This is a genomic window from Symploca atlantica LB2515 (assembly GCF_052546295.1).
The window spans coordinates 5,753,718-5,769,705 of record NZ_JBQWMT010000001.1; the positions used below are offsets into that span (position 1 = coordinate 5,753,718).

Below are 15,988 nucleotides of genomic sequence, written 5' to 3' on the forward strand. Positions count from 1 at the left end.
CTACACTAATTTTATAAAGTCTTCAACTGGGCTTTTAATAATTCCTGCTAATTCTAAATATACATAAGCAGGTTTTTCCGCTTTTTTAGCGTTTTCGACAAGGAGACGAATATCATTGTCTTGGTACTTTGGTTTAGGCTTTGTTTTCCGCTTGTTCGGCTTCGTTGGATTTTCCTTTGACTGTCCGCCTTGCAAGGCTAAGGTGTAAGCCTCTTTGACTAGTGAGGGAATCTCCATGTCTTCATCCTTAGCAGCAACCACCTTTTCAGCACACTCCTTTGCTAGAGCAGGCTCTACATCCAACTCCATAAGCTTAAGGATTACATGACTTAGGGTTGCCGATACATTCCCTCTGCTTTGCTGCTTCTGAGCTAGTTTACGAATCTCTTCTAATTCCCTTGATTTGAGTTCAGACAAGCACTTACTATAGTATTCTGTTGTATCCAGAGGAGCAATATCGCCATATCTTTGCATCGATTCCTGTTTCCCTGACCGAATAGCATCTAGCATTGGTTTGACCATCTGTAGACCCTCTTCGGCAACTTGGTGAATCAGCTCGACGGTAATTTCTTCACTTCCCAGAGAAATAGCCCGCCATTGCACCATTTTATAAAGCTTAATAGCAATATCAATAATTCCTTGACATTCCTCGTAGAAAGCCTCACTAATTCTCTCATTGATTTTTTCTTCTCTGTTAATTTTTTCAGTGATAGGAACAAACACTTTTGTCCATTGGTATTCCCACATTCCCTTTAAAAAGTGTTCCCATTCCCTATCCTTATCCTTCAACATTCTGTCCCAAACGACTCCTGCTTTTCCTATCGCTCTTCTCGCATTCCTGAAATTTCCCTGAAAAATTGGAAAAGCCTCATTGGTAGCAGCACGAATCACTGGAACTCCAATGATGTTGTCCATTTTGACCAGAAAGTTCAACAACTCATCGCGACCTCTTCTAGCTTTAGCAAGGTTTTGCATTTCATCAACAATCAATACTCCAAGATGTTGAGTATGAGCGAGTTGGGCAACCTGAGCCAGCATATAATCTTCAGAATTACCCTTTGAACCAAATTTTTTAAAATAATTTGTGCCGAGTAATCGATCAGCAGCCAAAAAGATATCTGTACACAGACCCTTTAATGAGCCAGCATGGGGACAATCAACTTTTAGCCAAACAAGTTGATATACGCTGTGGTCTCGATGGAGGATAACTTGAGGATACAGGTTGAGGATGTTAATCAGATTGGTTGTCTTTCCTATGCCTGATGGACCAATTAGCGTCAAACTAGATGCAGAAGTGGGAACATTTACGTATTTGTCCAGGTTTTTGCCGTCTCCTGCTACAATTGCTTGATAAATTTGCCTTGATCGACGTGCGTATTCTGGGTTTAAGAGATTTCGACCTAAATATCCCTCCATGATTAGCACGCAAATTTGCTGCTGTAGCTCTACAGACCTATTCTGTGGATCGAAATATCTAGATAGCCTTTCAATACAATGAAATCTGTAATGCCGCTCAAGTTCCCTCTCTTGCGGATGAAATTGAGGCAGTCTTGCTACACGTCTGGCAAATTCCCCTGGAGAGAAAATAGGAGGAAGTGCCTGAATCAAAGGGTTAGAGTTATACTCAGGCAGTTTTTGATCTGTGTACTTAGCGACAGCCGCCCGTTCACCGTTAGGAATTTGAACCCATTCCCACTCATCATTCCTGTTCACGTTTAAGCTCCTGCCGATTCTGGCTGAGAATATCGAAGTAGTCTGGCTGCAATGACTTTTGCTGCTGGGAGTCTTTGGGTTTAGTATCTACTGCTGACTCATCTTGCTGAATTTCAGTCTTGCCTATTTCAAACCCTTCACTCTTGCGTCGTTCAGCCTTTTCAAAGGCTCTGTTGTTTCTAATCCCAGTTACTCTTTGTTGATCGCTTACTGTACTATGTTTCAGCTCAGCATCAGTCATTTTTGTCGCTCGTGCAGTTACACTTTCAATTTCTGCCATCAAATCAACTTTATCTTGTTGACCTTTGCTTCGATGTTTTTCCTGTTGCTGTTTCTCGTAGGCAAGCATATATTCAATATCGTGGAAATTTTTGCCGAAATACCGTTCTTCTGGATCGATAAGAAAACATTTGTCAAAGTCTCTACCATCAGGAGAAGGAAGGTAGATGAAGTTGGGCTGTCTGATATCGTAGGAAATGATTAGGTACTTTTCTGGCTGGGACAGCAAATTACTTCTAGCCCTTTCAAACCATTGCTCCTTAACAGCCTTCTCACAGGTATAGTACATCTCCTTTCCCCTAAGTTTGATGCCTTTAGCAGTAACGGTAGCCTTTTCAGTTGGCATCAGGTTGAGCTTAACGATATCTTCAGGAAAAGTTCTTAGTCTGCCGGAACGATTAGCAATACCCCACTTCCATAACTCTCTTGGTATGGGAGGAATATCATCAGCAATCATTGCTGTATCTCTTTCATACTTGGACAGGAAATGATTGTTGTGATGCCTAACAATATGAATAACAATTTCGGTAAACTGCTCTACGTCGAGCCTGCCATCTAGTCGATAATCTTTTCCTCCTCTCTGTCTAAAGTCAGTGTCCACATAACCAGGCATAAATGGCTTGACATATCCATGAATGATGCGGAAGTGCCTTTCTACTAAACCTTTCCAATCTGCTCGATAGGAAGCAGCGTTCTCAATGCGAACATAGAGATTAGGAATAAAATTACGCTCTACCGTCATCCCGATCAATTCACCTCGGTCACCTAATATGGCATCTGGAATGTGGTAGCAAGGCCATTCTTCTTCTGTAATTTCAATGCCATATTCGCAGCAAAACTTTACTTTATTTGTAGCCGCATTGACTAGAGCCATCATTGCTCCTATCCAAGAGGGTCCCTCTAGACCAACATAAACTCCCGCTATCATTCGGCTGAAAACATCAATGATTACGTAAATTACTGGTCTACCGATAATCCAAGTGCGGTTGTACTTGGAAACCAGATATACATCAGCGATAGTTGCATCAATCTGGTAGCGAGAACCTGGTCCAATAGTTTCCATTTTGGAAGTTCCCGTAATTGCTCTATGCTCTAGAGAAAAACGCTTTGCTCCTTTTCGAGATGTAATTGTTTTTTCTACATCATTCTGATATTCGATTTTGTACCAGTATCTAAACTGTTCTAGTGTCGGTCTCTTATTAGCTGGTATTAGTATTGATTTTTTAACGCCGTTGTCATCATATCTAATATCTTCTTTATAGTATTCTCTGACCATTAAACTATAAGCATCTACTAAAGAGTTTTGCTTTATATTCTGGTAAAATTTCGTTACGGCAAGTCTAAATACTTTTCTATCATTTTCGGTTACGTTGACACCCTCACCTATTTCTGAAATATGTCTGTTTTTTCTCGGTCTGCCTCTCTTGTCTTTTCCACATCCTTTAAGTTTCCCCTTACCTGCGGAATTGAAAAGATCAGGAATGAGCGCATTAGGAGTTTTACCTCTTTGCCAATATCTTCTCAAGTATCCATAGACTGTCTTTTCTACTAACTTTTCTTCCTCTCTTCGGGCATTGTATTCTGCAACAACCTTCTTTACGAGAGAACCACGCTCATGTCTGTAGTAAATTGATGGTTCTTGAACAGCTATAGATGAGATTATTTCCCAGGCTTTGTCCCTTACCTCTTTTTCCCTCGTCGTTAAACTTTCATCGCGCACTATCCTTGCCCAAGGGTCTTGTATTTGCTTAATGGCAAGACCAGCAGAGATAGCTTCTAGTATCTCTGATACTTTTTTAGGTTGAGGAAATCCTTTTTTGGCCTTAATATCGAAAAGAAAGGCAATGATATAACCTTCATCAATCCAGAGTACTCGTTCAATTAATGGCTTTTCTGAATTATCGTGCCATTCAATGAGTTCATTTAAAAACAAGTCATTATTCACTTTAATTATTAGTTAAACTCTCTAAAAAATAATTCTTTTAATAGCTTTAGTTGAAGGACAGCTAGATATCTTGGTTCCTAGCATATCCATAACAATCTCCTTTCTAGCAACCATATGCTTAAAAAGACGGAGTGATGTACCGCTTTCTATATTCATCTCGCAATCTAAAGCTGTTGTGACTTTATTGATAGTGGCATCACTCTCTTGAAGCCTAAACTTTAAAGTACTTGCTAAGGAACGCAGTTCTGCAACATCCATTTCCGGAGTTGCTTCTAACCAGTAGTCAGGATGAACCCACCCAACATTTTCTGCTAGTAACCTGGGAATATGCTTTTCTGTCACAATTCCCCAGTCAATACTTTTGGCGATGTAGTAGCGCCTCTCTAACTCAAAGTTTTCTGCAACTGATTTTTTTTCTAAATCTTTTGTTTCTTTGACTGTTCGGGCAATCTGAATTGACTTTCCGTTTTGATGCACCGACAGCATGAAGTCAGTTTTGACACTCTCCGTCCTATAAGTGCGGAGATTCTTTGTTCATAGACCCAACTTGCTTTAACAGGATTTCTCCAATCAAAGTAGAGGTCGAATCTCCCAAAGCGTTCGGGTTGATGACCCAAGTTCCCACATGCCCTGTGGTACTCAAGGCTGATTTCAGGATGTTGATAGCGGCGTTCCAGTCTCTATCTAACACGAACCCACACTGACAAATATGGGTTCTCATCGATAGGGACTTTTTGACAAGAGTGCCACAACTAGAGCATTTTTGCGAAGTGTAGGAAGGATTAACCGCAATAGTTATCTTGCCAAACTTAACCCCGAAATACTCTAGCCACTTCCTGAATTGATACCAACCTGCATCATTAATAGATTTGGCAAGACAATGATTTTTAACTAAGTTTCTAATCCTCAAATCTTCATAGGCTACCAAATCGTTAGATTGGATTACGCAACGCGCCAGTCTTTTGGCGTGTTCTTCACGTTGCCTACTTATTCTGAGGTGTACTCGTCCTAGTCGATTAATGGCTTTTTTACGGTTGGCTGAGCCTTTTTTCTTGCGAGAAACACGGCGTTGTCTAAACCTCAGCCGCTTCTCGCCTGTTCGATAAAACCTAGGATTAGCTTCAGTGTGTCCATTGCTATCGGTGTAGAACTCTTTGAGTCCAACATCTAATCCAATAGTTTTACCTGTTGGGTTAATGTCTACTTTGTTCTCGGCACTTACCAAGAACTGAACATAGTACCCATCGGCACGACGCACTAACCTAACTCGTTTTATCTGTTCTAACTGGTAGTAGTTTAAATCCCACGTCCCTTTGAGTTTAAGCTTGCCAATCCCTTTCTTATCCGTGAAAGTGATTTGTTTTCGGGTGGCAGAAAGCGACCATCCTGAAGTTTTGTACTCGAGTGATCGACAATTTTTCTTAAACGTTGGATAGCCTTTCTTCCCTGGAATAGCCTTCTTACAATTGCTGTAGAACCGAGCAATAGCGCTATAGGCTCTTTCAACTGCAACCTGACAAGCATGAGAGTTCAAGGCTTTCACGAATTGAAACTCAGCTCTGAGCTTAGTGTTGTAGCGATACAGCTCTTTTTGTCCTACACCTCGATTATCCATCCAGTGACGGATAACTTTGTTGCGGACGAATTGAGCGGTTCTAATCGCCTCATCTATAGCAGCGTATTGAGTTGTTTTTCCCTTAGCCTTGAACTCTAAGACAATCATTTGACGTGGAAAAACCTACATCAAAAACATATCATAAACAAAGTCCCCCTGGAAGGGGGGAGGCTTGAATCCCATTATTTTCGGTCAAATTCCAGGGAGTATTGTTCTGTGTAGGATACTTTATCCCCATCTCCTCTGCTATACTCATCGCTAGCTCAAGATCGAGCAAGGGATACTGCTCTCTTATGTCTGTGACTGCATCTGACCACTCAAATAGATAAAATAATCGTGTCTCATTGTCTGAGAGCAAATGATGTTCGCGATTGGTTTTCCAGCTTGGTGGTCGAGACGAGCGACCTTTTGATGGAACTTCCCTAACTCTATGCCAAGGTTTGTAATCTTTGCCACTGCCCTGACCGCGACCCTCCTTGAGGTATCGCTCAAATTTTGCTTGTGTCCATTCCCGCTTTCCCATGAAAAAGACCTCCGGAAGCGATGCCTGCGGCGGTGCGCAAAGCGCCCATCGCGGCGTTATCAGTACGCACGATCATTTCCAGAGATCGTACTTCAGCCAGAGAAATTGTTCAATCGTTTTTTAAATTGTTTAACCGTTTTCCAAATTGTTTGACGGTTTTTTTAGTCTACAATCAAATGGACATATAACCATGTAGTTATTCTACAGTCACGCTCTTCGCCAAATTCCTCGGCTGATCTACATCTAAGCCACGCCTTGCCGCAATATGATAAGCGAGAAGCTGCAAAGGAATCACAGAAAGTATCGGTGAGAGCAACTCTTCTACGGCTGGCACTGGTAACAAGTCATCAAAAGTCTGGGCCGCTTCTGGGTCATTAATGGGTACTACCCCAATCAAACGGGCGTCGCGGGCTTTAGCTTCCTGGGCATTAGAGAGTACCTTTTCATAAACACTACCAGGCATGGCGATCGCAACCACTGGCACCTTAGCGTCTAACAAGGCAATCGGCCCGTGCTTCATTTCCCCTGCTGGGTAACCCTCCGCGTGAATATAGCTGATTTCCTTGAGTTTGAGCGCCCCTTCTAGAGCAATGGGGAAGTTAATTCCACGTCCTAAGAAGATGAAATCTTGCGTTTCCTGGAACTGATGAGCTAATTCTTCGACGTAGTTCTCTTGACTCTCTAGAATTAACTCGATTTGGGCTGGCAACTGTCGTAAACCGACGATAATTTCCTCAATACGGGACGCTGATAGAGTTTGACGGCGATAGGCTAAATCGAGAGCTAAACAGTAAAATACGATCAACTGGGTGACAAAAGTTTTAGTGGCGGCAACACCAATTTCAATGCCTGCATGAGTATGAATTACTTGAGGTACCAGTTGAGCCAAAGAACTCTCTGGTCGATTGGTAATTCCTAACAGTCGTGGCTGATAAGCTGAGTCCAAACCAGTGCGGCGCTGTCTTTCCATCTCTAAGGCTGCTATAGTATCAGCCGTTTCTCCAGATTGAGTAACGCCAATTGTTAGGGTGTTCGTGGTTAGTGGCGGTGGTGCGTAACGGAACTCTGAGGAATATTGCACAACTGTGGGAATTCCTGCTAATTGCTCCAACAGGTACTTGCCGACTAAACTAGCATGCCAACTAGTGCCGCACGCCAGAATTTGAATTTGTTCTAAGTTCTCGTAGAGTGAGTCTGGCATTCCCAACTGAATCGGCTGCTTGTCATTGGCTTGAGCATTCCAATCGCTATTGAGATATGCCTCTAAACAAGTGCGCACCACCCCTGGTTGCTCGTAAATTTCTTTGAGCATGAAGTGACGGAATTCATGCTTTTCTGCAAGTACAGGATTCCAGTCTAGGGTGCGAGGGAATTTTTTGAGGCGATGCCCTTGAAAGTCGTAAACTTCAACACCCATTGGGGTTAGTCGTGCCATTTCCCCATTTTCTAAGGTCAAAACTGCGCGGGTATGAGATACCAAGGCTGGAGTATCGGAAGCACAAAAAAATTCCCCTTGACCAAAGCCAATTGTCAGAGGAGCCTGCTGCCGTGCCACAATCAGCTCATCAGGGTAATCAGCACAAATAACTGCGATCGCAAAAGCGCCTTTTAGTCGCTGAACGGTTTTACATACTGCCTCCAAAAAAGGACTAGGGTACTGATAGTTATCTGTTGGGGCTTTGGGTAAAAACTCTGCAATTAGCAGGGGAATAACCTCAGTATCGGTTTCTGTGAGGAACTCGTGTCCCCGTTGTTTCAATTCCTCCCGCAGATCACGGTAATTCTCAATAATTCCGTTCTGCACCACCGCCACCCGCATCTTAGTATCTACGTGAGGGTGAGCGTTGTGTTCTTCTGGTTTGCCGTGGGTTGCCCAACGGGTATGTCCAATACCAATGCGCGCTGGGTTCTCGATGCGTTCCAGCTTTTCGCGCAAATTGTAGAGTTTGCCCTTAGCCCGAACTCGGTGAATTTCTCCTTCTAAGACTGTCGCAACTCCAGCAGAATCATAACCCCGGTACTCTAGCTTTTCTAAGCCTGCGATCAGAATATCTGTAGCTGTTTGGGTACCGATATAGCCAACGATTCCACACATTTAACGTTTTCTCCTGTCGCTTACACCAGTCTTTAACATCTTATTCGCTCAAAGCTAATAGGCGAGGAGGAGAACTTCAAGCCTCTTTACAGGCTAGAAAATATCTAAGTCCTAACAGCTACCAGATAATCACGATCCTCCCAATGTTGCTGTGATTCCCAAAAGAAGGTAAAACAGATGGGAGCCTTTTGATCTGCCCCAATCGAGATATCAACGTACTCAACACCCAGGGGAGTCGCCGTTGAGTCTGTATTCTGTAACGTTTGCCACTGATCAACTGACCAGCGTAGTCTAAAGGATGACGTTGCTTGAATACGCAGTCGATAATTCGGCTTCACAGATTTTACTTGTCGGTTAGGCTGCCAAATTTCTAGTAATTCACAGTTTCCACGCTCACCATAACGCTGGGCTACTTCGGGAATCGAGTCAAAAACTTTTCCCTCAAAAGCTGACCTTAACAACTTAATATATTCTGAGTGAGACCACATTAGCGGTGTTGCTGAACCTGTAGGCCCTCCTAGGTACATGTGAGCTTCCGGAATATCTGGGGCATCCCAAACTTGCTCTGGCAAAAGACCAGTACCGGAGGCAAATCCTTCCATCGCCCGAATAAAAGGTCGCACATCTCGCCCTGCGGCTAATTCATATTGTCCACGTTCCGCCGTCAGCAGTACCCAAGAGCGACCTGTTCCCCAACCTTGCCAGGGACTACCATCATCTCTTTGTCCATGACCATCGTGGTTGTAGCGCCGCCATACGGGACCATGGGGGGTATCTGTCTTGAGTATAGCGTCTACTACTTTTAGGGAATCGACAATCAGGGGGTCATGGGGAAGGCGAATGCCGTAGCGTACCAGTTCTAGAAAACTGGGGTCAACAATTTCTTTGGCGGGGAATTCTTGTTGTGTGTCGGGATGGCGATGGGGAATGTAGAGATTACCTTGATTGGGGTTTTCGTCTGGTTGGAGGTTGTTAACGTCTGCTGGGTGAATGCGGATGTAGTGCCGTTTAATATCCGGTACTAAAGTGCCTTCTGTAGTCACTGTCCAAGCTTCAATATGGCATTCTAAAAAGTCGGCATACTCATCAATAAACTTAGCTGTTTCTTGATCACCCCGGTTCCTTGCCCAGCAAGCAGCACAAATTAGCGCCGCAATAGTGACAGCTAAGGTAGCTGGCGAGTAACCAGAAGACTGTTCCCAACGCTCTTGGGGGGTGACAGGGCCTTGACGAATCAGGTAGCCTGCCGCCCCAATTACCATGGGGTAGGGGTCGAAATGACGCAGGGCATCTTCCTGCCACAAGCGCCACGCCAGTAAAATTGGGAAGGCGACTTCATCGAGTTGCACACTCTGTCGGTCTATAGTACCGTCAATCCAAAAGTTTTGGGGAAAGCTGCCGTCTGGGCGCTGCATCGTGGCTAAATAGACCAAGGTGCGCAGGGGGGTTTCGGTGTATCCTGCTGCCAACATGGCTGTGGTGCTGTTGTATAAGTCACGGGGCCAGACTAGATGATAGCCGCCGTATTTCTCTTTGTCTTTTTTGACTTGTCCCCAAGGGATGGACAGGGAGGCAATAATCGCGCCGGGGTAAGCCTTGTCTTCATGGGCTAGTAGCAGACTGTAGCTACTGTGGTAAAGATTCCCGTCATCTTCTGCTACTTCTTCTAAGGGAAGACTTTTACCGCAACTGCGATCCCACTGTTCGATAAATTTTTGACATTGCTGTGAGAAGGAAATATCTAGAGATTGAAACAGAGTTGCGATCGCATTATGGATATTTTTCCCGAAGGCAAGTGCTAGGGTGAATTCGCGAGTTTCTGACAGGTCAAGTTCTCCAGTAAGAGCAACGTTACCATCAACCGCTTGGTCAAATTCCCAATCCATCTGGAAATTATCTGCTAAATCTTGCCAGCCATCGCTGTTGCCCACATAGCCACAGGAAAGCCGCTTAAACTTCACCGTAGCAGCTACTGCTAACCAAGTACCACCTTTTTCTGCTGCCAGAATTTCTCTGCCTGCTACTTGAATAATATAAGCGTTGTTCCCCCTGCCTCCCACTTCCAGATGGGGCGCACACAGGGCATGGAGTCGCAGCTTTTTGAGTAACTCTTTGTCACCTTTAAGTTTGGTGTGCTGGAGGATACAGGGCAGGTGGGGGTCACTGATGATTTCTTTTTCCAGCGAGTAGCGTCCTTGGGGGTCACAGTTGGTGATGCGGTATCCTAAAGCATACTTCCACATCCGCTCGATTTTGGTATCTAGATGGCGCTTCTCTTCGTGTAAAAAACTTTCTCCATCACTCACTAGATACTGCAAGTCTCGGATCTGAGGTTTGTCGATGGTAGGGTAGTAGACTTCAGTGATGACACCGTTCCAGAGCGTAAACCAAGCTCTGCTAGCCACAGAGTAGGCCGTACCGACCCCGTCTTTACTACCATGAGTCCAACGAGGTTCTATTCCTGGATGCCCAAAAGCTGTGCGATCGCCACGAAATTTTGTCATGCCAGTTCCCCCAACTGTAATTTTCAGCTTCAGTGTAATTTTGGCAGCATCTGCCGCTAGCTGTGTATTACGAGAGAGGGATATTTAGTTGGTTTAAATAGGCGAGAAACCCTAGACTGAACTAAAGTCGCCTAGGGTAGGTTATCTGAAATTGCTATCGATACTTCCAATCCCTTGGCGGGCTTTCTAATACGCTAGACCCATACTGCGGGTTGTTTCAGCACCCAGATAAACCCGGACGCTGAGGAAGTCTGTCGGACAAGCAGTTTCGCATCGCTTGCAGCCAATGCAGTCTTCTGTACGAGGAGAAGAGGCAATTTGACCAGCTTTGCAGCCATCCCAGGGCACCATTTCTAGTACGTCTAGGGGGCAGGCCCGGACGCATTGAGTGCAGCCAATGCAGGTGTCGTAAATTTTAACGCTATGAGACATTGAGTATCGGCTCCTTACCGAGTGTTCTTAATTGTTATGAGAACTCTGGATTAAGGCCTAGTTTACCTTAGTGCATTAATCACTCTTGCAAAAGGCTACATAACTTCAAACTCTGTAATAAACTTTGCTTAGTTTCGATGTTCTCTAGTAGCGCGTTTACAACCGTCTTCACCGCCCTAGGAGTTGTTTGATTATAACCTTGATACTCTTTTCCTTTAAGGTTAATACAAATATAGCAATCCTAGATGACTTATGAGAACTGTCTATTCTATCTCTGATGCATCTGTTGGCTATTTGTAGTTAATGTTTCTCATTAATTACTTAGGGGTGCGATAAACTAATTAGGCTTAAGGGTTGTTTTAGAGCAAAAATTCCTGAGTTTCTTAGACTATTCCTTACCATTTTTTAAGTCACTTTTAAGTAAAATTAATGACTTCAAATCGACCAATTCAATCTTCCTCATCTCAGTACCAAGTTACCGATAGTCAGGCTGAGGCTGAAGTCAAGACTCTTGTCGAGGAAATTCAGCCCGAAAGCGACATAGATTTAGATTTCCTCTATACCAGAGATATCGAGTTTCGCCAAGAAACTCTTTACTTTATTGTGGTAGATCGCTTTCACGACGGTGATCCAGAAAACAATCAAGGGCCTAACCCGGAACTTTATGACCCAGATCGACAAGATTGGGGTAAATATTGGGGTGGAGATTTGCAAGGAGTGATTGATAAGCTGGACTACTTGAAAAATTTAGGAGTAACGGCAGTTTGGCTGACTCCTTTATTTGAGCAAGTCGAAGCCTTATTTGTCGAACAAGCAGCGATTCATGGTTATTGGACAAAAGACTTCAAGCGCATCAATCCCCGTTTTATTCACAAAAATGATCAGCCCTCGCTTAACAAAAGCCAAGAAGCGAAAGATACAGTTTTCGACCAATTAATCGCTGAGTTACACAAACGCAATATGAAACTGGTATTAGATATTGTGTGTAACCACAGCAACCCGGATTTTAGTGGCAAAAAAGGGGAACTTTACGATGATGGCGTAAAAATTGCTGATTTTAATGACGATCAGGATGACTGGTATCACCATTATGGTGAAGTAACCAACTGGGAAGACGAATGGCAAGTGCAAAACTGCGAATTGTCAGGACTGGCGACTTTTAACGAAAATAATACTGAGTATCGCAAATACATCAAGTCAGCAATTAAGCAATGGTTAGACCGAGGAGTAGATGCTTTACGGGTTGATACAGTTAAGCATATGCCTGTTTGGTTTTGGCAGGAATTTAACGCTGATATTCAAACCTATAAGCCGGATGTTTTCATCTTTGGAGAGTGGATTTATAGCAACCCCAGCAATGATCTTTCAGTAGAATTTGCCAACCATTCTGGCATGAGTACTTTGGATTTTGGTCTGTGCATGGCAATTAGACAGGCATTAGGCTTAGGCGATGAGGGAGGATTTCATCTGGTTCAAGAGATTTTCGATCAAGATTATCGTTATAACGGGGCAACTGAACTGATTACCTTTATCGATAATCATGATATGCATCGCTTTCAGACGTTGAATTCTGACCCGGAAATTTTGCGTTTAGCGATCGCACTTTTGATGACCTCTCGTGGTATTCCCTGTCTTTATTACGGCACAGAACAGTATCTCCACAATGATACCAACGGGGATGATAATCCTTATGGGAATAACGACCCCTACAATCGTCCGATGATGGAACAATGGGACACTAACACGTCTCTTTACCGCGATATTCGCTTACTTTCGGGTTTGCGGCGACTCAATCCTGCTGTATCGATGGGTTCTCAGTGGCAAAAGCATTTGACTCCCGATATCTATTGCTATGTACGGCGTTACCGGGATTCCTTACTATTTGTGGCGATGAATCGGGGAGAAGCTGTAACTTTAGAAGCCGTGGATACAGAGTTGCCTGATGGAGAACATACAGATGTTTTATCGCGCCAGAAATATGAGGTTATAGACGGGCAACTGCAAAATCTGGAACTAGACTCAAAACAAGTAATTATTATTAGTCATGTTGGGGAAAGAGTTAAAGGGCAAACGATTGTGCGGGTGCAGTTAAATGCTGTTGATACTCAGCCCGGTGAAACAATAGTAGTTACAGGAGATTGTCCGGAGTTGGGCAATTGGGATATTAGCAAGGCTTACCCTTTGGAGTATATTAACTCTAATACCTGGTTTGGCGAAATTCCCTTCGATGAGAGTGCAGGGAAGTTGATTGCTTATAAATATGCTATGTGGCGTCAAGATGAATCACCCTTGCGAGAAAATCTTGTCTGTCGTCGTTGGGTTATTGCCAGTGAAGGAACGGTAAAGTGGCGAGATCAATGGGTGTCGGGACGAGAGTCTTGAGATGAAGGGTACTGACTGAGTGACAGCTCCAGTCGCTGAATCAAAGATTACAGCGCTGGCTTCTCAGTGACTTCGCCATTGGCAACATTTCCTGAGCTTAGTTTTACTTCCCCGTGCTGCCCCACCGGAGAAGGAGTAGAGAAATTTCTAGCTCTACCTACATTCCTTGAAAGTTTTAGATACAAGAGGCTATGCGATGTATGCACAATTCCTGGTAAAACCCCATACTTTCAGTTGTCTAGGTTCAATTTGTAGGCGGCGGTTAGCACTTGATTTTCTTAACCTACATGAACAATTTTACCAAATTTCACTGGCAATTCATCCCGACCCCAAATCAGGGATTATGGGGCGGGGCTTCTTGCCGAAACAGCTAAAATAGTCTTTTGTTGTGAACGATCTTGCTTGGGGGACTTCCCCCCCCAAACCCCCTGCACAAGGATTAACAATTCGTAATTCGTAATGCATAATTCGTAATTATGTTGCTCACAGATGGACAAGAGTTGAAATAGGTAGCTCTCACAATTTACCCCTCTTCTGTCACTCCCAGAGAATTAAAATAAAATTATCAAAAGTAATATCACTTTTAGTTGGTTTGGCCAACTATAGACTATAATTATATGCTATAAAACTCAGAAAGCAAATTCAATGAAAATGAAACTTTTAACCATTGATACCAAAAACAGTTGTTACGTTATTGACGCTAACAAAATGAACCACCTGCAACAAAATGTTGCTAGTTCTTTTACTTTGGAGAAAGGGACTTTTGATATAAAAATCACCAGTGGTCGCTATAGTTATGCTCAGAGCAAAACTGAAGGCGAACCTTTTGTTGTACTTTGGATATATGGGGTTGATGGTAGTACATTTATCAACAAAAACACAGGTAGTGAAACAGGTGCAACTTGGACAACCTTAAACGGATATAACAAGACGTTATAGTTGGAAGTCAAAGAGAAAGCTGTTATTTGTGCTTTGTTTTTTGATGTGAATAATAATGATAACAAAGGAGCGGTTAACCTTTTAATTAGCAGCAATAAACCACATTTTAATCCTCAAACTCTAACAGTTGGTGGCAAGAAAAACTGTTATGTTCTTGATGAAGGAGTTCTATCTAAGCTGAAGCAACCCAATTCCAATTTTATTGAATTGAAACCAGGCAATTACAAGCTCAAGATTCGTGAAAGCAACGCTACTTATTGGTCTTCTGAGCAAAAATTCCAATTAGAACCTTGGGCTTTGCTATGGATTAAAGATGGGAAATTTATTTCTAATCTTACTGGTCTCGAAGTTGAAGAAACTTGGTGTTCGCTCAACGGTTTACAAGACGAATTCATTTTAGAAGTCAAAGAAAAAACCACTATTTTAGGATTTTTCTTTGATACCTACAAAGAAGACAATAAAGGACAAGTTGTTCTAGAAATTAACACAGTCAGTGTGACTGAAGTAACCGAAGAGTATGAAGGGCAGAAGGAACCCCAAGTAACAGTAGGGACAGGCGGTAATGTGAGTAAAGACAATATCACCCTTGTAAGCACTGGTGGTGGAACTACCACTGGAGGAGGTCGCTTCAGCGCTGAGAATAGACCTCTTGCAAAAGTAGCGGCAGCTAACTAATTTGAGTTCAAACGAAGTTCGTAATTATAGATGCCTGCAATTAAATTAAAGCGTAAACCAAACCTTTTTCTTCTGTTGCGATATCGCTCGGATAAAATTCTAAATATTTTGAGGCGACGGTAAACATGTTCAATCACTATCCTCTCTGAAGCTAATTTATGATTCTCTTTTTTTTGTTCTTTTGATAGTTTGCTCTTCTTGGGTTTTTTATGGGGTATCCGACTTTGTTTGTGGATTTTCGCTATTCCCTGATATCCTCGATCTCCGAGACACTGTATCTCTGTCTTTAGATTGGTTTTACTCCGTTTAAACAACTTAAAGTCGTGTTCTTTACCCTTGCCGCATGCAATACAGATAATCTCTTTGCTGTTTTTTTCAACGATAAGTTGAGATTTTAAAGTGTGCTTTTTCTTCTTGCCACTGTAGAACTTTTTCTGTTTTTTTGAGGACGCTCCAGGGGAGTTTCAGTTACATCGATAACTGCTATCTCTATTGGGTTTCCCGATTTCAATAGTTGTTTCTTTCCCGGAATCCTTAATTCTTTTGACTTGATTAAAATATTTTCTATTTTACGAATTATTCGATATACTGTTGATTCGTTAAGTCCCCAATGTTGACCGATATGAAAGTAAGTTCTGTACTCTCGTAAGTATTCGAGCGTCATCAATACTTGATTTTCTGGACTTAATTTGGACGGTCTTCCGGTTTTTATCTTCTGTTTTTCATTTGTTTCCACTAACTCAACCATCTTAGCAAACGTCTCTTTTCTAACTCCACAAAGGCGTTTGAACTCTTGGGGTTTTAGGTCTTTCACCTTTTCATAGGTCATTATTTTCCCTCATACTGACCTATTTATCTCTTTTTTACTGGACTTTTGCAAGAGGTC

Annotated in this window: 12 protein-coding genes and 1 pseudogene; 3 read left to right on the plus strand and 10 right to left on the minus strand. The window is 42.9% G+C overall.

The annotated features are described in order from the left end of the window. From ACT7WV_RS23805 to psaC, 9 genes and pseudogenes are all read right to left on the minus strand, one after another. A complete protein-coding gene (locus ACT7WV_RS23805; RefSeq protein ID WP_445105252.1) occupies positions 1-1,713 on the minus strand; it encodes an ATP-binding protein in 1,713 nt (570 codons plus the stop codon). Further along, on the minus strand, positions 1,700-3,937 hold the full coding sequence (locus ACT7WV_RS23810) for a hypothetical protein (protein ID WP_445105253.1): 2,238 nt from the start codon (positions 3,935-3,937) through the stop codon (positions 1,700-1,702). Before ACT7WV_RS23810 ends, ACT7WV_RS23805 begins: the two co-directional genes overlap by 14 nt. Positions 3,938-3,958: 21 nt before the next feature. Continuing rightward, positions 3,959-4,279 carry a TnsA endonuclease C-terminal domain-containing protein gene (locus ACT7WV_RS23815; protein ID WP_445105726.1) on the minus strand — a complete coding sequence of 107 codons (321 nt, stop codon included), beginning with the start codon at positions 4,277-4,279 and terminating at the stop codon, positions 3,959-3,961. Positions 4,280-4,282: 3 nt separating this feature from the next. Next, positions 4,283-4,435: pseudogene (locus tag ACT7WV_RS23820) on the minus strand (TnsA endonuclease N-terminal domain-containing protein); the annotation flags it as partial. 13 nt (positions 4,436-4,448) lie between these two features. Further along, complete coding sequence (locus ACT7WV_RS23825) at positions 4,449-5,660, minus strand: RNA-guided endonuclease InsQ/TnpB family protein (RefSeq protein WP_445101400.1); 1,212 nt, start codon at positions 5,658-5,660, stop codon at positions 4,449-4,451. A 31-nt stretch (positions 5,661-5,691) separates the two neighbouring features. Next, positions 5,692-6,075: a PDDEXK family nuclease gene (locus tag ACT7WV_RS23830; protein ID WP_445105254.1), complete on the minus strand. Its 384-nt coding sequence runs from the start codon at positions 6,073-6,075 to the stop codon at positions 5,692-5,694. Positions 6,076-6,271: 196 nt separating this feature from the next. Beyond that, the gene (gene glmS / locus ACT7WV_RS23835) at positions 6,272-8,170 is read right to left on the minus strand and encodes a glutamine--fructose-6-phosphate transaminase (isomerizing) (protein ID WP_445105255.1); all 1,899 of its coding nucleotides are present in this window, start codon (positions 8,168-8,170) and stop codon (positions 6,272-6,274) included. A gap of 104 nt (positions 8,171-8,274) precedes the next feature. Further along, on the minus strand, positions 8,275-10,674 hold the full coding sequence (locus ACT7WV_RS23840) for a glycoside hydrolase family 15 protein (protein ID WP_445105256.1): 2,400 nt from the start codon (positions 10,672-10,674) through the stop codon (positions 8,275-8,277). Positions 10,675-10,860: 186 nt separating this feature from the next. After that, on the minus strand, positions 10,861-11,106 hold the full coding sequence (gene psaC / locus ACT7WV_RS23845) for a photosystem I iron-sulfur center protein PsaC (RefSeq protein WP_006616272.1): 246 nt from the start codon (positions 11,104-11,106) through the stop codon (positions 10,861-10,863). 429 nt (positions 11,107-11,535) lie between these two features. Here psaC and ACT7WV_RS23850 point away from each other — a divergent pair, with 429 nt between their 5' ends. The 3 genes from ACT7WV_RS23850 (at position 11,536) to ACT7WV_RS23860 (ending at position 15,102) form a co-directional block, all read left to right on the plus strand. Continuing rightward, positions 11,536-13,488 (plus strand): alpha-amylase family glycosyl hydrolase, encoded by a 1,953-nt coding sequence (locus ACT7WV_RS23850; protein WP_445105257.1) that lies wholly within the window; start codon positions 11,536-11,538, stop codon positions 13,486-13,488. A 645-nt stretch (positions 13,489-14,133) separates the two neighbouring features. After that, positions 14,134-14,427: a hypothetical protein gene (locus tag ACT7WV_RS23855; RefSeq protein WP_445105258.1), complete on the plus strand. Its 294-nt coding sequence runs from the start codon at positions 14,134-14,136 to the stop codon at positions 14,425-14,427. Continuing rightward, positions 14,428-15,102, plus strand: a complete 675-nt coding sequence (locus tag ACT7WV_RS23860) for a hypothetical protein (RefSeq protein WP_445105259.1) — start codon at positions 14,428-14,430, stop codon at positions 15,100-15,102. It abuts the gene before it with no gap. On the opposite strand, the gene ACT7WV_RS23865 is transcribed toward ACT7WV_RS23860, so the two are convergent. After that, a protein-coding gene (locus tag ACT7WV_RS23865; RefSeq protein WP_445101302.1) for an IS5 family transposase occupies positions 15,099-15,931 on the minus strand; the annotation gives its coding sequence in 2 pieces (ribosomal slippage) (positions 15,099-15,547 and positions 15,547-15,931; 834 coding nt in all). The genes ACT7WV_RS23860 and ACT7WV_RS23865 overlap by 4 nt on opposite strands. Positions 15,932-15,988: the final 57 nt, after the last annotated feature.